A 17,721-nucleotide genomic window follows, 5' to 3' on the forward strand; every position below is an offset into this window, starting at 1 on the left:
ACATGATGGATTTATCTGCCTACCGCGACATCTTCATAGAGGAATTAAATGATCAGTTGGAGCGCATGGATCAATCGTTGTTGGAACTGGAACGTTCTCCATCGGTAGGGCTTGTTCAGACGCTTTTCCGAGCAGCGCACACGATTAAAGGATCGGCCTCAACCATGGACTTCAGGGAGCTTAGTGATCTAACCCATGAGGTGGAGTTTGCACTGGAGTGGGTTCGCGATAAGAAGCCTGAGATCAATTCGGTGCTCATCGATACGTTGTTCCGTTCTCTAGATGCAATGAAAGTGCTACGGGATCAGTATGTTAGTGGCCAGCCATTTCAGAATTTTAAGAGCGTGGTTGCCGAGATCCAATCCCTTATTCAGAAGCCTGTCATTATGGAGCCAGTAAAGGCTCCTGCGCTTAAGAAGTCGGAATGGTTGGTTGCACAGGAGGCTGTGGATGCGGGGCATCAGCTTTTCTCCATCCGAATTACGTTGGAAACGGCATGTGTGATGAAGGCTGCAAGGTACTTTATTGTGAGACAGCGGATAGAAGAACAAGGTGGCAGGATCATTGCAGCATCTCTGGCAGATCAAGTAGCAAGTGGGGAAGACGATGATCGGTATGCCAATTTTGTTATCGTGGCAGCCATTACTGGCAACCCTCAGGTAATCCAAGTGGAGCTGTCTAATGAGTCCGATGTGCAGATTGTGGTCGTAGAGGAGTATGTTAAAGATGTGGCCGTCGTTCATAACGAACCGGTTGCTGTTCAGGAGAGGGCTGAAGCAGGCGCTGTTGAACCATCTACAGAAAAATCGCTTTCGGACGACCGTAACAAGGGTACGCAACCAACCGTAAGAGTAAATGTTGAACGTCTGGATCATTTGATGAATCTGGTCGGAGAACTTCTGATTGATCAGACCTCGCTTGCTGACCTCAGCGGTGAAGGGGCGCGTAGTGCCCCCTCTCCGTTAATGCAGAGCATTGGTGGTGTCTCGGATCATATGGGCAGAGTGATCAAGGAGCTTCAAGAAGGTGTAATGAAGACTCGTATGCTGCCTATCGATCAGCTATTCAGTCGTTTTCCACGTCTGGTTCGAGATCTATCTCAGAAGCTGGGTAAAGAATTGGAACTGATTATTCAAGGCGGAGAGACAGAGCTTGATCGGATGATTATCGAGGAATTGAGTGACCCATTGATTCACTTGATTCGAAACAGTGCAGATCATGGCATTGAGAGTCGAGAGATTCGGGAGCAACAAGGTAAACCCATCAAAGGACGAATCACACTCACTTCATTTCACGAAGAAAACCATGTCGTTATCCGATATTCGGATGATGGTAAAGGCATTGACGGTGAACGAATTAAAGCATCTGCCTTGAGCAAAGGGCTAATTACAGAGGAACAAGCCTCACATCTAACGGAGCAGGAGGCAGTGCATCTGATCTTCGAACCAGGATTCTCTACCGCTTCCTCTGTGAGCGAGGTCTCGGGTCGTGGAGTGGGCATGGACATAGTGAGAAGCCAGATCGGTCGATTGAACGGCATTATTGACATTGACACGGCGCCTGGTAGGGGGACAACATTCACGATCCGTTTACCTCTCACACTTGCCATTATCAAAGGCTTGCTTGTTAAAGTTTCGGGTCGTGTATTGATTATTCCAATGTATAATATTGCAGAGATCGTTCGCATAGATCCAGAAGATATCCAAACGATACAAGGCCAGCTAGCTATCTTGAATCATGGACGTATCGTGCCGTTCCATTGGTTGCGGGATAAACTGAATTATCCGCCTACCAATCGGGAGTCCAAGACGATTCCTCTCATTATCGTTCGCTCGGTGGATAAAACTGCGGCGTTTGCTGTGGACGAAATCATGGGTAACCAAGAGGTTGTTATCAAGAGTCTAGGATCGTACTTAGGAGCAATGAATCATCTGTCTGGTGCAACAATTCTGGGCAATGGACGAGTCGCTGTCATCCTTGATGCATCGTATTTGGTTAGCCATTAGTCAAGAAAACTGTCTAAACGAGATCGTAATATCAATGAGATATCGTATGAGAACAACAAAAGAGTGCTTTATTATCCTGCTGCTTAGGATGATAGAGCACTCTTTTGCTATATGTGTTTGTTAATAACTAAGTTACGGTTTAAAGATTAGATCCATGAAGCGGTTCGTTACTAGGGAAGTAGGCATATTACGCTTTGTCATAATTCCGACGTGGGAAGGTGGCAAGGACACATCCAGCTGAATTTCAAACAAAGATCCTTCTTCTAACTCCTTCGATATGAACTCCCGAGTTACATAAGAGATCCCTAACCCCCGCCTTGCTAGTTCAATGAGTAGATCAACACTACCTACTTCGATTTCCGGTTTAAGTGTGTAGCCATAGGAATTAAACAATTCCGTAATAGCCATCCTTACCCGGCTATTCCGAGAGAAGAGAATTAACTGATGTTCAAGCAGTGTCTCCAGAGACAACACTTTGTCTTTGAGTTCAGCATAACGTTCCCCCGCGACGAAACAATCCTTGAGTTGAATACTTTCTCTAACCTCCAACTGAGGATCCACAATTGGCATGCGGACAACGCCTAAGTCGATTTTACCCTCTTTCAGGAAGGTGATAACCTCTGGTGTGGTTCCATGGCTTAAGTGTAGCTTGATGTTTGGATACAGCACGTGAAATTCTTCGAGATAAGACAACATGTAATGTTTAAACAGGGAGTCACTACCGCCAATTCTAAGCTCACCGCTATCCAGGCTTTTCAACGCAGCCATCTTTTCTTCGGCCAAAGAGATCAAAATCTGTGACTGCTCGATGTAAGAGTATAGGCTCATGCCTTCTTGCGTCAGTGCAACCCCTTTTGAATTACGATAAAACAATGTTAAACCAAAGCTTTCTTCCAGCTGCTTAATCGCATGACTGACGCTTGGTTGCGTAATGTATAACACTTTTGCCGCTTGGGTTAAACTTCCCGTCTTGGCAGCCCAATAAAACACTTTATATAATTCATAATTTGTTGTCATAGATATGGTCTATAGCTCCTGTGAAATATATTAATTACTTGTATGGCTATGAAACGTATTATAGTGTAACTACAGCAAAGAAACCAGAGTTACTTGGAAGGAGATAGTGAGATGGAACCAACATCTTTAATTTTGTTTGGTGCTACTGGCGATTTAGCCAAAAGAAAAATATATCCTGCACTATATAATTTATACATTGAGCAGAAGCTTCCAGAATCTTTCTCCTTGATTGGTTTAGGTCGTAGAGAATGGTCTGATGAATTCTTTCAGGCACAAGTGGAAAAGTCGCTTCATGAGTTTTCCAGACGCCAAGCTGATCCTGCAAGAGTGAAGTCATTCGTAAAAGCTTTTCGCTACAGTGTATTGAATATAAGCCATAAGGAAGATTATATAAAGTTGTTAGATCTCGTTCAGAAAAGAGAAGCTGAGCTTAGCATTCCTTCCAACCGTTTGTTTTACCTTTCCGTTGGGCCGGAATTTTTCGAGCCTATTGCGCAGAATATTCAAGAAAGCGGGTTAGGCTCAACAGAAGGCTGGAAACGGCTTGTTATTGAGAAGCCATTCGGACATGATCTCCAGTCTGCTCGTGATCTTAACCGCAACTTGAGTGAATCTTTCACTGAAGAAGAAATTTATCGGATTGACCATTATCTGGGTAAACCGATGGTACAACGCCTAGAGACACTGCATCAAAGCAATCCAATCATGAAGGCATTGTGGAACAATCGCTACATCTCGAATGTGCAGATTACGGCAAACGAAACAGTAGGTGTAGAGGAACGGGCATCCTACTATGATCATGTAGGTGCAGTACGTGACATGTTCCAGAATCACATGCTGCAACTGCTGATGATGATGGCGATCCAACTTCCTCACAACAGCACACCGGAAAAAGTAGGCTTGAAGAAAAAGCATATTATGGAATCGATCTTGCCTTTGCAAAAACAAACGGTTGGAGCAAGCGTGATCCGTGGACAATATGCAGAGGGAAGCATCCAAGGTAAACCTGTTAATGCTTATACTGCTGAACCAGGTGTAGCTGAGAACACAATGAACGACACGTTCATTGCTGCAAAGTTACAAATTGATGATTTCTTCTGGCGTGGTGTTCCATTCTACATCCGTACGGGTAAAAGAATGAAGGAGAAATCCACACGCATCGTCATTGAATTCAAAGAACCATCTGGTCAAGCTCATGGAGTCAAGAGCAACGGCTCCAAACCTAATTTGCTTGTCATTGAGATGAGTCCTGATCAAAGTATGACATTGCAACTGAATGCAAGTGATCCGCAGAATAAGGGAGATTTTAAGCCAGTGCATATTGATCTTTCGCCTGATCGTGAAGATCTAGCTGAAGCGTATGAGAACTTGATTCACGATGCACTGCATGGTGACCCAACATTCTTCGCACACTGGGATGAAGTTGAGTTGTCATGGGCTTGGGTGCAGCCAATCTTGGATGCATTTACTGAGAACTTGTTGCCTCTTCACTTATATCCTGCAGGAAGCTACGGTCCAGCAGAATCGGATGCAATGCTTGCAGCTGAGGGTCACCATTGGTGGTTTGACGAGCCCGCTGATCAGGATATATCATCCGTAACAGATGTTCCTTTGGCAGTGAATGGCAACCTGTAATACCTAACCTTACCACATGTATTGAACCAACGAGCCACTTCGATAGGATAGGTTGAACTGGCTCTGTTGGAAACTAAAAATCATCTTATGGAGGGAATTAACCATGAAATTTTTCATCGATACAGCAAACTTAGAGGATATCAAAAAAGCATATAAAATTGGTGTACTTTCAGGCGTAACAACTAACCCATCTTTGGTTGCCAAAGAAGGCATTAAGTTTGAGGATCGCATTGAAGAGATTTTGCGTGAAGTGCCAACGGTTGAGTCCGTATCTGCTGAGGTTACTCCAGATGCACTTACTGCAGAAGAGATGATTGCACAAGCGAATGAATTGATCAAAATCAACAATAACGACAAAAACATAACGATTAAACTGCCGATGACACTCGCAGGTCTGGAAGCTTGCCGTTATCTGACTGAGAAAGGTGTAAAAACAAACGTTACACTGATTTTCACAGTTAACCAAGCGCTTTTGGCGGCACGTGCCGGTGCAACTTATGTATCCCCGTTCTTGGGACGTCTGGATGATATCTCAGAAGATGGAGTACAGTTGGTTGCCAAAGTTGCTGAGTTGTTCCGTACACATAACTTGGATGCACAGATCATTGCGGCATCCGTAAGACATCCGGATCACGTTACGCGTGTAGCTATGGCTGGTGCTCATATTGCTACCGTTCCTTTCTCTGTCATTGAGCAGATTTCCAAACACCCACTCACAGATCAAGGTATGGAGAAATTCGCAGCAGACTGGAAAAAAACAGTTCAATAAGGTCTGACGAGAAGAAAAATATAAAACATGGACTTTGGGAGGACATAATGAGTAAACAACAGATTGGTGTTATTGGATTGGCAGTAATGGGTAAAAACTTGGCTTTTAATATCGAGAGCAAAGGGTTTTCCGTATCGGTATTTAACCGTTCACCTGAGAAAACGCATGACCTCTTGAAAGAAGCTGAGGGGAAAAACCTAATCGGTACGTTTTCAATTGAAGAGTTTGTAGCATCTTTGGAATCCCCGCGCAAAATTTTGATCATGGTTCAAGCAGGTAAAGCAACAGATGCAACGATTGAACAATTGCTTCCTTACCTAGACCAAGGAGACATTATCATTGATGGTGGTAATGCGTACTTCCCTGATACGCAACGCCGCAGCAAAGAGCTGGAGGAAAAAGGATTCCGCTTCATCGGCGCAGGTGTATCCGGTGGTGAAGAAGGCGCATTGAAAGGTCCAGCAATTATGCCAGGTGGACAAGAGAGTGCTTATGCCTTAGTTGAACCTATCCTGACAGCAATCTCGGCTAAAGTTGGCGATGATGCTTGCAGCACATATATCGGACCAGACGGTGCAGGACACTATGTCAAAATGGTTCACAATGGTATCGAATATGGGGATATGCAGTTGATTGGCGAAGCATACCACCTGCTCAAATCCGTATTGAACGTTTCCGTAGAAGAGTTGCATGAAATCTTCACAGAATGGAACCAAGGAGAGCTGGATAGCTACCTGATCGAGATTACAGCAGACATCTTCTCCAAATACGATCCAGAAACCGGCAAACCAATGGTAGACGTAATCTTGGATGCAGCTGGACAAAAAGGAACAGGTAAATGGACAAGCCAAAGTGCGCTTGATCTCGGCGTACCATTGTCCATGATTACCGAATCAGTATTCTCCCGTTTCTTGTCTGCGATGAAAGACGAGCGCGTAGCAGCAAGCAAAATTCTGAATGGCCCTGCAACAGAAGCGTTCTCTGGCGACAAAAAAGCATTCATTGAGAATGTGCGTAAAGCACTGTTCGCAAGTAAAATCGTATCCTATGCTCAAGGCTTCGCTCAGATGCGTGCTGCATCCGATGAGTACGGCTGGGATCTGAAATACGGTAGCATCGCTATGATCTTCCGTGGTGGCTGCATCATCCGTTCACAGTTCTTGCAAAACATCAAAGAAGCATATGATAAAGATGCAGCGCTTAAAAACCTGCTCTTAGATCCATACTTCCAAAACATCGTTGAATCTTACCAAGGCGCATGGCGTGAAGTCGTAGCCGCTGCTGTACAACAAGGAATCCCGGTTCCTGGCTTCTCCAGCGCACTGTCCTACTACGATAGCTACCGTACAGAGCGTTTGCCTGCAAACCTGTTGCAAGCACAACGTGACTACTTCGGTGCACACACGTTCCAACGCGTGGACAAAGAAGGTTCATTCCACTTCCAATGGATGGACACTAACGAGTAATTATATGATATAGATGGAACTTAAAATCAATAAACTCCATTTATGGATAAATGACATCCTTGTTCCTCATGAGTGTAGACTCATGAAGGAACAAGGATGTTTTTTTTATGGTTAAAAACGTGATTGGAGAATGTTTGAATTTAAGTATCATCAAATTGTAATAAAATGTACGCAACTACTTGAGGTAAATAGATGCGTCGACCCCTTTAACTACGTTATACTCATGTATAGAGGTGAAAGTTGTCTATTTGATTCAAATAACAACTTATACTTAATTTGACGTGGGGGTTAAGCTTGGCATGTTTGTACTTGTAGGTATATTGTTTTTGCTTGTATATGGTTTATTAGTGTTCTACATAGGATGGAGCGGTTGGAGCTGGATGAAGCCTGTTGTGGCAGCCAGATTCCGTTTGCTGTACATCATTGTACTGGTGTTCCTGTCACTGTCGTTTATTTTGGCGAGAATGTTTGGTAACATTTCATTTTTGAGCATTATAGGTTCATACTGGCTCGCGATTTTCTCTTTGTTATTAATCATTTTGCCTGTTGCTCATTTAGTACTTTGGTTACTCCGCTTAACTCGTATTCCAAGACATCACGCACATAAATGGGGTGGTGTAGTTACGCTAATTTTGCTTCTGTCTACACTAGGTTACGGGATATTTAATGCGTATAGTCCAGTCGTTAGACAGTATAATATCCAGGTGGATAAAAAGGTAGAGGGCATGGATAAGCTCAAGATCGTGATGGCAGCAGACATGCACTTTGGACTTCTATCAGGCTCAGCTCATGCGAAGCGTATGGTAGAGGAAATTAATGCACTCCAGCCGGATCTCGTGTTATACCCTGGTGACATTATTGATGATAATCTGGACATGTATCTCAATAGTGGGATTGCAGATATTATTCGTGACATCAAAGCACCTTATGGGGTCTACGCTTCCTTGGGTAACCATGATAAGTTTGATGGGCCGATTGAAGATCTCATCGCAGCGTTAGAGAAGAGTGATATGCAAGTATTATACGATGATAAGATTATGTTAGATGATAAGATCACGCTTATTGGGCGTAAAGATCGAACAGAGAAGGATCGTGCTGAAGTAGCGACATTGATGCAGGATACAGATCTAAGTAAACCGGTGATCATGTTGGATCATCAGCCTTATGATCTGGATATTGCCGAACAGAATAAGGTTGACTTGGTCGTATCCGGTCACACGCATCGAGGACAGATTGCGCCGGCACAGTTCATTACAGCAGCGATTTACGAGAATGATTGGGGTTATCTGCAAAAAGGTGATATGCATTCCATTGTGACCTCTGGATATGGTTTCTGGGGACCTCCAATTCGGACAAGCAGTCGCTCTGAGATCGTAGAGATTAACGTAACGTTTAAGCAATAAAACCAAAGCCCTTCGCTAGAAGGGCTTTTTGTATATGTTACATGTACGTAATCCCCTTGGCATACCTCTAGCTCTGTGGCTCGAATAAGATCGAGAGTTCTCCTTGAATTTCTCCCTGTTTGTTCCTTCATTAAAATGTAAATATTATAAAAGTACATGCCTCTTCAATGTGAAAGGAAAAGTAAATGTTCAATATGAAAAAACATAGAAGACAGACAGTGGCAGGAATTTCTGTTGACACCGTTTTCAGCTTGTGATAAATTATATCCGAGGCTTGTTACCGGTAAAGCGGGCAAAACCACTATGGAAATGATTTTATTATTTCTGTTTTGGTTTTGCCCTTTTTTATGTCTCAAAATAAAGCAGGTGGGTCCATTATGATTATCAAACAGATATTTAATAACAATATCGTCAGCACAGTGGATGATAAAAATCAGGAATTGCTGATCCTCGGCCGGGGTATCGGATTTAAGTTTAAAGCTGGCGATGAGATTGACGAAGAGCGAATTGAAAAGGTGTTTCGTCTTCAGGATACATCGATTTATGAGAGATTCAAATCCATCGTGGCGGAAGTGCCCATTGAAATTCTGCAGGCAACGGATGATATCGTGACGCTTGCGCGGACGCAGCTGAATAAAACGATCAGTGACGGAATTTACGTCTCCCTGTCAGATCATATTCATTTTGCCGTTCAGCGGATGGAAAACGGCATGATTACGCGTAATCCACTCTCGTGGGAAGTACAGCATTTCTATAAGGCAGAGTACGATGTGGCTAGAGAAGCATTAACCTTGCTCAAGGAACGACTGGATATCGAGTTTCCTAAGGATGAAATTTGCAATATCGCTTTGCATTTCATTAATGCAGAAGTCAATGATTCAATGAATGATGTCACCCACCTGATGCAGCTGCTTCAGGAGATCATGAATATTATCAAATATCACTTTAATGTAGAATTGGATGAAGATAGTGTTAACTATTTCCGGTTCATCACACATTTGAAATATTTCTGTCAGCGGGTCATTACACATTCATCACATGATGACGCGGAAGAGTATTTATACGAGGTGGTTCGGAAAAACTATCCGGAAACCTTCAAATGTATTGGTAAGATTGAAGCTTTTATCCATAAGAACTATCAGTATGACATGACACATTCGGAGCAGTTATATCTGACGCTCCACTTGGAGCGGTTGATGAAGACCAAGCGAGATAGATAAATAACACACATCTATTGCACCAAACACCAATTGTAGTAACAACAATTGAATACGACTGGGCTTGTTACTGTTCAATCAGGCAATACCCGAATGAAATGACGTCAGAAGTCTGCGTTGTATTCGTTCGGGTATTTTTTATTGGAAAAATGAGGAGGAGCTCCATATGAAACATCAGGAAACGGCACAGGGAATCATTAAAGCCGTCGGGGGTACAGACAATATTAACTCGGTATATCATTGTGTCACACGGTTACGTTTTGATCTGAAAGATAACGACAAAGTGGATAATGGTTCCCTAAAGCAACTAGATAAAGTCATGGGCACGAATATCTCTGGCGATCAGTTCCAGGTAATCATCGGTAACGATGTTTCTAAAGTATTTGATGCAATGGTCAAGGATCATCCAGCCATTGGGCAAAGTACAGAGACGAAACAGCCTAAGCCAGATAAAAATAAAAATATCATTCTTAATATTTTTGAGACCATTGCGGGTGTATTTGCGCCGATGCTGCCAGCTATTACAGCGGCGGGTATGCTCAAAGGATTGCTTGCCTTATTTGTATCTGTGGGCTGGATGACAGCGGGAACAGATGTATATCGGATTCTCTCAGCTATTGGTGATGGAGTCTTCCACTACTTACCGCTACTCATCGCAGTAAGTGCTGCTCGTAAATTCGGCAGTAACCCGTTCGTAGCGATTGCGCTGGGTACGGCACTAATGTATCCAGACATGAGCAAATTGCTTGATGGAAGTCAATCCGTTGCGTTTCTCGGTATTCCAGTAACTGCTGTAAGTTATGCTTCATCGGTTATTCCGATCTTACTTGCAGTATGGCTCATGTCCTATGTGGAGAAGTGGGTTGACCGCATCATTCCAGCAGCATTGAAATTGTTGCTTGTACCTCTTATTACCTTGCTTGTGATGGTTCCAGTAACGTTAATTGCCATTGGTCCTCTGGGAACATTTGTAGGGAACGGTTTGTCGGGCGGCATTAACTGGTTGCTGAATGAAGGTGGTCTGATCGCGGGTATTGTACTGGGCGGTGCGATGGCATTGATCATCATGACGGGAATGCACTACGCGTTAGTGCCAATTATCTTGAGTAACATTGCAACACTGGGCTTCGATAAGTTCTTGCCACTGACGTTCATCTCTAACATGGGTCAGGCGGGCGCAACATTGGGAGTATTTTTCCGTGCGAAGGACAAAAAACTTAAAACCGTTGCATTGTCCACAAGCTTCACTGCTCTCATGGGTGTAACGGAGCCTGCAATGTACGGCGTGAACATGAAGTACAAAAAACCTTTTGCGGCAGCTATGATTGGTAGCGCAGTGGGTGGTGGATTCGCACTCGCATTTGGTGCTAAAGCATATGTCCTTGCAGGTAACGGTGGTCTCCCAGGACTTCCTTCGTTGATCGGACAAACCTTCTGGTATTCACTAGGTGGTATGGCGCTAGCGTTTATTGTAGGAACGATCATGTCTGTCGTATTCGGAATTAAGGAGGAAGAAGGCGATGCTGAAGCGTTGGCCCAATTCTCTCCGAGCGCCACAGCGTCACCCAAAGCTACACCTGCCAATAACGCATCTGTAGACGTGGACGACATGGGTGCTCCAGCACCTACAGGTAATGCAACAGCAGTTGCACCGATGACAGGAAAAGCAATCCCCCTGCAAGAGGTCAATGATCCGACCTTCGGAGACGAATTGATGGGCAAAGGTGTTGCTTTCGTGCCTTCGATCGGTGAACTCGTATCTCCAGTCACTGGAACAGTAATGAATGTGTTCAAAACAAAACATGCCATTGTTGTACGCAGTGATGATGGTATGGAACTACTGATTCATGTCGGAATCAACACCGTGAAACTGCGTGGACAGTATTTTGAATCCCATGTTACATCAGGCACACGTGTGCAAGCGGGAGATCTTATGCTTACGTTTGAACTTGATGAAATTGCGAAGGAATATGACATTACTACAGCAATGGTAGTTACTAATACAGCCGATTATCGTACAGTTCAACCTGTGCAATTAGGCGACATTCAGATGGGTCAGGATGTATTAAAAGCAGAACTGTAAGAGAGAAGAGGAGGATAACGATGAGCAATCGACAAGGTTTTCCAGAAGGTTTTTTGTGGGGTGGCGCTATAGCAGCTAACCAAGCAGAAGGAGGATTCGACGCGGGAGGCAAAGGCTTCTCTACGGCAGATATGGTTCCTTATTTTGAGAAAAAGGATTATACGAACCTAAGAGAGCTTATGCATGTAACTAGTGCAACGGTTGAAAAGGCCATGGCTCACCACAGCGCGGAAGGGTATCCGAAGCGTTACGGAATCGATTTTTACCACCGTTTTAGAGAGGATATCGCGTTATTCGCTGAACTTGGATTCAAGACATTCCGGTTGTCCATCAACTGGCCGCGTATCTTCCCTAATGGTGATGAAACTGAGCCGAATGAAGCGGGATTACGTTTCTATGATGAAGTCTTTGATGAGCTGCGCAAATATGATATCGAACCACTCGTGACGCTCTCGCATTATGAGATGCCGATGGGGCTTGTATTGAAGTACAACGGTTGGGCAGGCCGCGAGGTGATCGAACATTTTGTGAGATATGCAGAGACAGTGATGACGCGATATCAAGACAAGGTAAAATACTGGTTAACGTTTAATGAGATTAATACAACCATTATTGAGCCGTTCACTGGCGGTGGTATTATCGAGGATCGTGTGGAGAACACCATGCAGGCTTCATACCAAGCGCTCCATCATCAGTTTGTTGCCAGCAGTCTGGTTACGGAGAAAGCACGTCAGATTAATCCGAATTTCCAAATCGGCTGTATGCTAGCTCGTATGATTCACTACCCAGCTACCTCGAAGCCAGAAGATGTTCTGCAAGCTCAGGTGGATAATCAGTTGAATTTACTTCATACAGATGTTCAGGTTCGTGGTAGTTATCCCGCGTATATGGATCGTTATTGGGCAGAGAACGGAATTTCTGTTGTAATGGAACCAGGAGACAAGGAGATTCTACGTGCGCATACCGTTGACTTTATCTCGTTTAGCTACTATACATCGCTAGTGTCGGCAGTGAATCCCGAAGACTATGGGGTGACTGGAGGCAATCTGTATAGCACGATCAAGAATCCGAATCTGGAACGTACAGAGTGGGGCTGGCAGCTTGATCCCATCGGGCTACGTATTGCATTGAAAGAACTGTATGATCGCTACCAATTGCCGTTATTCGTTGTTGAAAATGGTCTCGGAGCCAAGGATACGCTTGAGGCTGACGGTTCCATTAACGATGATTATCGGATCGATTACCTGAGAAGACACATTACTCAGATGAAAGAGGCCGTAATGGATGGGGTAGACCTTATGGGGTACACCAACTGGGGCGCCATTGACATCATCAGTGCTTCCACGTCAGAAATGTCCAAACGATATGGCGTAATCTATGTGGATCAGGACGATCATGGAAAGGGTACACTGAATCGTTTGAAGAAAAAAAGCTTTGCATGGTATCAGAAAGTGATTGCTACAAATGGTGAAGACTTAGCGTAATATGCTGGGCGGTTCTTGCATGTCGATGTGCGGCGCAAGAGCCGCCTTTTGATTATAGCTGAAAAACAATAGCCTCCTAACATGTATGGTGATATACTGTGTTCGTATCGGGGGGGATCTAGATGGATAAACCAATTATTGCAGTCGACATGGACGACACCATATGTCAGCTCGTGAAACGCGCCATATATCATAACAACATTAACTTCCCAACACATCCGCTGCGATACGAGGATATGCTTCATTGGGACACCTCTCACTTGCGCCACCCAGAGAGTACCCATGATGTATTCTATGGTCGCCCGGGTCTGTTCGAAGAGTTGGAGCTATATGACGAATATGTGGTCGAAGAGATGGAGAAGTTGAACCAAGCGTATGATCTAATTATCGTGACTGCGGCAGAACCAAGAACAGTGGTAGAGAAGTGGAACTGGCTTCAGAAGCATATGCCTTTTATTACGGCAGACCAATTTATTACATGCAAAAGAAAATACCTACTTGGCTTCGATCTGTTAATCGATGATGGTGCTCATAACTTAATAGCTGCACATGACCTAGGGAGAAAAGTTCTCTGTATTCCTCATCCATGGAACGTGAAAGAACGGGAGCAGTATGGGTTTCCGTTGATGTCCACATGGCATGGAGCGAAAGAATACATTGATAGAATGCTTGAAACGGTAAACGCCTGATAAACCGTTCTATAAACAGCTGTTGAATAAGTTCACTTTTGATTGCGGTGAATGTTTGGCGGCATCTCGTCTTCAGGATATGCAACAACGAACGTCATGAATTATGAACTCTTCCTGAGCGTCTTAGCTGCCGGTTAATCTGATGTATAGCTTTTACGATACATATGCGGTGTTGTTCCCGTGATTCTTTTGAAGACGGCGTAAAAAGTATCTACATCCCGGTAGCCGACGAGTTCGGCGATCAGGCTGACATTATGTTGTGAACTCTTTAGGAGTTCACAACTTTTTTGTATACGCAGATATTGAAGGTAAGAACCAAAAGTCTGGCCTGTGTGCTTCAGAAACAACCGTCCAAGGTGCTTCTCGCTCCAACTGGATATACGGACGAGATCACGTAGACGGATTCGTTCATGAATATGGTGATCCAGGTACCTGAGGACGTGTTCAAAATCATCTGTATTTGAATGCTTTTGCTTATAATCCTGTTGGTATTGTCGATAAGTCATCACAACCAGCTGGCTGACTAAGGTGAATAACATCGTGGAAGAGCCGGTGTCTAGAAGAGATGATTCTTTATATAATCTAATCATAATTTCTTCGATCTGCTGAGTATGATCAACGACATGTACATAAGGCATCTGATTGAGTTCTAGTTGCTTGAGGTGATCGCATATCGCTTGCTCCTGAATGATTGTACTGAGCGTTGAGGTCAGTTCAGCATTAAACAGGCAGTTATAAATAATAAGTGGTGTCACGGATAGGTTTGGACTGGAAGGCCGAAAGACATGAGGAATACCAATTGGGATAACAAACAGCATACCCTTGTGTACTGGAATGACATCTTCTCCAATATGATGAAAGCCCTTTCCTTCCGCGACATAACAATACTCTACGAAGTCATGTGCATGGAACGGGGCATCAAAATTCTCCGAGCATCGATTCACAAATAATTTAAGATTGTTGTTTAAAAAGGTTTCACTTCTAAATAGCTCAATCGCTGATTTCATATGTAACAACCTCAATTCATGACCGAATTACCGGGTGAATTTGACCGAATCACCGGGTATGATCTCGTATAGGATCGATATAATTATAGCGTAAGACAGAATATGAAACCACGATGGAAAGGGATGTTTCTCTTATGTTGACGGTTCATCATCTTCGCTGTGAGTATAAAATAAATCCAATCGGTCTGGATGTAAGGTCGCCAAGATTAAGCTGGCATCTACAATCAGACCAGCGAAACTGTATTCAGACCGCCTACCAGATTCAATTATATCTACAAGATTCGCATGAGCAGATGGTGTGGAATTCCGGTAAGGTGATCTCTAACCAATCCATACATGTTGAATTAGATGGCTGGCTCCCATCGGCGCGAACAAGGTATCATTACCGGATTAAAGTGTGGGATAACTTCGAGAACGAATCAGACTGGTCGAATACCGCGTTCTTCGAAATGGGACTAATGGACAGTACGAATGCTTGGCGAGCGGAATGGATCTCGGCACCATTATCAGCAGAAGAGGAGAAGGATGAATCATGCCCGCGTCTTCGCACATCATTTCAACTAAGTAAGGCTGTAGCTAAAGCGAGAGTTTATGTCACAGCTCTTGGGTTGTATGAGCTTCATTTGAATAATAAACGTGTGGGAGAGGCGTATTTCACACCTGGATGGACGAGTTATAGTAAGCGATTACAATATCAGACGTATGATATTACGGACTCTTTAGAGATTGGTGAGAACACACTCGGCGCCTACTTAGGTGATGGGTGGTATAAAGGATATTTGGGATGGAAGAATGAACAACAATTTTATGGCAAAAGGACAGCCTTATTACTTGAACTTCACATAGAGTATTCAGACGGCTCAGAGGAGTATATCGTGACAAATGAACACTGGCAGTCATCTTCAAGTGCTATTCAGATGTCTGATATTTATATGGGTGAGACGTATGATGCTCGTCTTGAATCTGCATGGACAGATCTTGATCCGTCTTCCTGGTCGCCGGTAGAAGTTCTGAATCATCCAAAAGATATCATTGTCGCTCAAGAAAATGTACCCGTTACACAAGTTGAGCATCTTCAACCTATAGCTATCCTCACCACACCGCAGGGTGACCGTGTGCTTGATATGGGTCAGAACATGGTAGGATGGATGAAATTCAAGGTTCAAGGTAAATCGGGTCATAAAGTTGAGCTGTTACATGCTGAAATATTGGATCATGACGGTAATTTCTACACCGATAATCTGAGGGCTGCCAAGCAGCGAATTCAATATACTCTCAAGGGAGGGGAGGCAGAGACGTATGAACCTCATTTTACATTTCAGGGCTTCCGTTATGTGAAGTTGATTGGTTTTCCAGAGCACATTAATCTGCAAGATTTTACAGGGGTTGTCCTTCATTCCAATATGGAGCAGACCGGTGAATTCAAGTGTTCTAGCTCACTTGTGAATCAACTACATCACAACATTTTGTGGGGGCAAAAGGGGAATTTCCTCGATGTGCCGACAGATTGTCCACAGCGGGACGAACGTCTTGGGTGGACGGGAGATGCACAGATGTTTATTCGAACAGCGTCCTATCTCATGAACACGGCCCCATTCTTCACGAAGTGGCTTCGTGATCTAGGAGCAGACCAGCGTGCGGATGGCGGCATACCCTTTTTCGTGCCTAACCCAAGTAGTGATATCTTCTCCAATGAAATGCAAGATACAGGGCACTCGTCTGCGGCCTGGGGAGACGCGGCGGTAATCTGTCCATGGACACTGTATGAAATGTACGGTGACATACGATTGTTAGCTGAGCAATATGGAAGTATGAAACGCTGGGTTGACTATATTTATAATCAAGGCGATAAGCCATATCTATGGAATACGGGTTTCCACTTTGGAGATTGGCTGGCTCTGGATTCCAAACCAGATAGCTACATCGGAGCGACCGATCCGGATTATGTAGCAACGGCCTTTTATGCCTATTCTGTATCTTTAACGAGAAAAGCTGCCTTGGCATTGGGGAAAAGCGAAGAAGCACTGCATTATGGTGAACTGCATGATCATATTGTCAAAGCGTTTCGAGAGGAGTTCGTGACACCTTCGGGTCGTATTGCGGTACCAACTCAGACAGCTGTGGTGCTGGCATTGCACTTTGATCTATTAGAGGAGTCTGGACGAAAACGAGCGATTGATCAACTCAGCAAACTGATTGCTGAAGCGAATAATCATCTGACAACGGGATTTGTAGGCACACCTTATTTGAATCCTGTGCTTAGCGAGACGGGGCAACATGAGCTAGCTTACACCCTACTATTTCATGAGGATTATCCATCCTGGTTATATCAGGTCACTCAAGGTGCCACTACGATCTGGGAACATTGGGATGGTATCAAGGAAGATGGCCGGATGTGGAGTGCTGACATGAATTCATTCAATCATTATGCGTATGGTTCAATTGGCGAGTGGTTGTATCGTTATGTGGCAGGCATACGTGCAGACGTAGAACGTCCCGGTTTCCAAGCCATTCATATTGAGCCACAACCAGGGCCTGGACTAGATTGGGTGGAGGCGAGTGTAGAGACGATGTATGGAAAAGTGCTTTCCGGCTGGACACGACAAGAACAAGGTGAGATGCAGATCCGTGTAGTTGTGCCAGCGAATACGACAGCAATAGTCGTGCTTCCCAATGCGGTATCTGATACAGTCCTGCTTGATGACGTAGCGCTGGATCAGGCTTCAGACGTAAATGACATTCAATTAGAAGCAGGTCAACTCCAAGTGATGTTGGGATCAGGAAGTTATCTATTTCAATATAAAATGCAGTTAACGGAAGCATAACGATCAAGCATCATAAATTAAATGTCGAAGGTTGTTTTATATTGTTTTAAATTGTCGAAAAATGATATGTATAACCATTGTATTAGCCTCGCTCGCTGATTAGAATGAAGCATGGAATCT

Annotated in this window: 12 protein-coding genes; 10 read left to right on the plus strand and 2 right to left on the minus strand. The window is 44.0% G+C overall.

The genetic code is table 11. The features are described 5' to 3' along the window. Nucleotides 1-2 precede the first annotated feature (2 nt). Nucleotides 3-2,006, plus strand: coding sequence for a chemotaxis protein CheA (locus ASD24_RS00325; RefSeq protein ID WP_056689796.1), 2,004 nt, complete (start codon nucleotides 3-5; stop codon nucleotides 2,004-2,006). 132 nt (nucleotides 2,007-2,138) lie between these two features. On the opposite strand, the gene ASD24_RS00330 is transcribed toward ASD24_RS00325, so the two are convergent. Then, on the minus strand, nucleotides 2,139-3,023 hold the full coding sequence (locus tag ASD24_RS00330; protein ID WP_056689800.1) for a LysR family transcriptional regulator: 885 nt from the start codon (nucleotides 3,021-3,023) through the stop codon (nucleotides 2,139-2,141). A gap of 111 nt (nucleotides 3,024-3,134) precedes the next feature. On the opposite strand from ASD24_RS00330, the gene zwf reads away from it, so the two are divergent. The 8 genes from zwf (at nucleotide 3,135) to ASD24_RS00370 (ending at nucleotide 13,769) form a co-directional block, all read left to right on the plus strand. Then, nucleotides 3,135-4,658: a glucose-6-phosphate dehydrogenase gene (zwf, locus tag ASD24_RS00335; RefSeq protein ID WP_056689803.1), complete on the plus strand. Its 1,524-nt coding sequence runs from the start codon at nucleotides 3,135-3,137 to the stop codon at nucleotides 4,656-4,658. Between the two features lie 103 nt (nucleotides 4,659-4,761). Continuing rightward, entirely contained in the window at nucleotides 4,762-5,427 is a 666-nt protein-coding gene (fsa, locus tag ASD24_RS00340) for a fructose-6-phosphate aldolase (RefSeq protein WP_056689807.1), read from the plus strand. Between the two features lie 47 nt (nucleotides 5,428-5,474). Further along, nucleotides 5,475-6,893 carry an NADP-dependent phosphogluconate dehydrogenase gene (gndA, locus tag ASD24_RS00345; RefSeq protein ID WP_056689810.1) on the plus strand — a complete coding sequence of 473 codons (1,419 nt, stop codon included), beginning with the start codon at nucleotides 5,475-5,477 and terminating at the stop codon, nucleotides 6,891-6,893. A 299-nt stretch (nucleotides 6,894-7,192) separates the two neighbouring features. Then, complete coding sequence (locus ASD24_RS00350; RefSeq protein ID WP_056689813.1) at nucleotides 7,193-8,296, plus strand: metallophosphoesterase; 1,104 nt, start codon at nucleotides 7,193-7,195, stop codon at nucleotides 8,294-8,296. 377 nt (nucleotides 8,297-8,673) lie between these two features. Beyond that, nucleotides 8,674-9,516 (plus strand): BglG family transcription antiterminator LicT, encoded by an 843-nt coding sequence (gene licT, locus ASD24_RS00355; protein ID WP_056689816.1) that lies wholly within the window; start codon nucleotides 8,674-8,676, stop codon nucleotides 9,514-9,516. A 163-nt stretch (nucleotides 9,517-9,679) separates the two neighbouring features. Further along, nucleotides 9,680-11,596: a beta-glucoside-specific PTS transporter subunit IIABC gene (locus ASD24_RS00360; protein ID WP_056689819.1), complete on the plus strand. Its 1,917-nt coding sequence runs from the start codon at nucleotides 9,680-9,682 to the stop codon at nucleotides 11,594-11,596. A 20-nt stretch (nucleotides 11,597-11,616) separates the two neighbouring features. Then, the gene (ascB, locus tag ASD24_RS00365) at nucleotides 11,617-13,080 is read left to right on the plus strand and encodes a 6-phospho-beta-glucosidase (RefSeq protein WP_056689822.1); all 1,464 of its coding nucleotides are present in this window, start codon (nucleotides 11,617-11,619) and stop codon (nucleotides 13,078-13,080) included. 122 nt (nucleotides 13,081-13,202) lie between these two features. After that, a complete protein-coding gene (locus ASD24_RS00370) occupies nucleotides 13,203-13,769 on the plus strand; it encodes a 5' nucleotidase, NT5C type (protein WP_056689824.1) in 567 nt (188 codons plus the stop codon). Nucleotides 13,770-13,903: 134 nt separating this feature from the next. On the opposite strand, the gene ASD24_RS00375 is transcribed toward ASD24_RS00370, so the two are convergent. Further along, nucleotides 13,904-14,776, minus strand: coding sequence for an AraC family transcriptional regulator (locus tag ASD24_RS00375; protein WP_056689827.1), 873 nt, complete (start codon nucleotides 14,774-14,776; stop codon nucleotides 13,904-13,906). 134 nt (nucleotides 14,777-14,910) lie between these two features. Between ASD24_RS00375 and ASD24_RS00380 the strand changes: the two genes are divergently transcribed. After that, nucleotides 14,911-17,601 (plus strand): alpha-L-rhamnosidase, encoded by a 2,691-nt coding sequence (locus tag ASD24_RS00380; RefSeq protein ID WP_056689830.1) that lies wholly within the window; start codon nucleotides 14,911-14,913, stop codon nucleotides 17,599-17,601. Nucleotides 17,602-17,721 lie beyond the last annotated feature (120 nt).

Source organism: Paenibacillus sp. Root52, from assembly GCF_001426865.1.
Lineage (GTDB): Bacteria > Bacillota > Bacilli > Paenibacillales > Paenibacillaceae > Paenibacillus.